At 52.7% G+C, this 226-nt stretch carries 1 protein-coding gene; it reads right to left on the bottom strand.

Annotation, left to right across the window (positions count from 1 at the left end):
* On the bottom strand, positions 1–164 hold a 164-nt coding region (locus tag AO388_RS27280; protein ID WP_161937164.1), incomplete at its 3' end, for a DUF190 domain-containing protein.
* Positions 165–226: the final 62 nt, after the last annotated feature.

Genomic DNA, 226 nt, shown 5'->3' with positions numbered 1-226 from the left:
GAGGAATGCAGCCGGCCGGTATGCCCAAAGCCTTCGATACCTGTGGACAGAGTCGCACCCCGCAGTCCCATTTCTTTCGCCAAATCAACGATCCAGTCGCCGAGCATCTTTCCCTGATAGCGACGATTCTGTTGAGTAAAGAAAGTCACCAGAAAACCTTTCATGTTCCTCTCCTAAGCGCGTGCTGATTATTTGATAGGACAGAAGCCCGGCAGCCGTCATTGCC

Source organism: Pseudomonas sp. ICMP 10191, assembly GCF_001467335.1.
Classification (GTDB): domain Bacteria; phylum Pseudomonadota; class Gammaproteobacteria; order Pseudomonadales; family Pseudomonadaceae; genus Aquipseudomonas; species Aquipseudomonas cerasi.
This window is presented reverse-complemented; position numbering and strand designations above follow the sequence as displayed.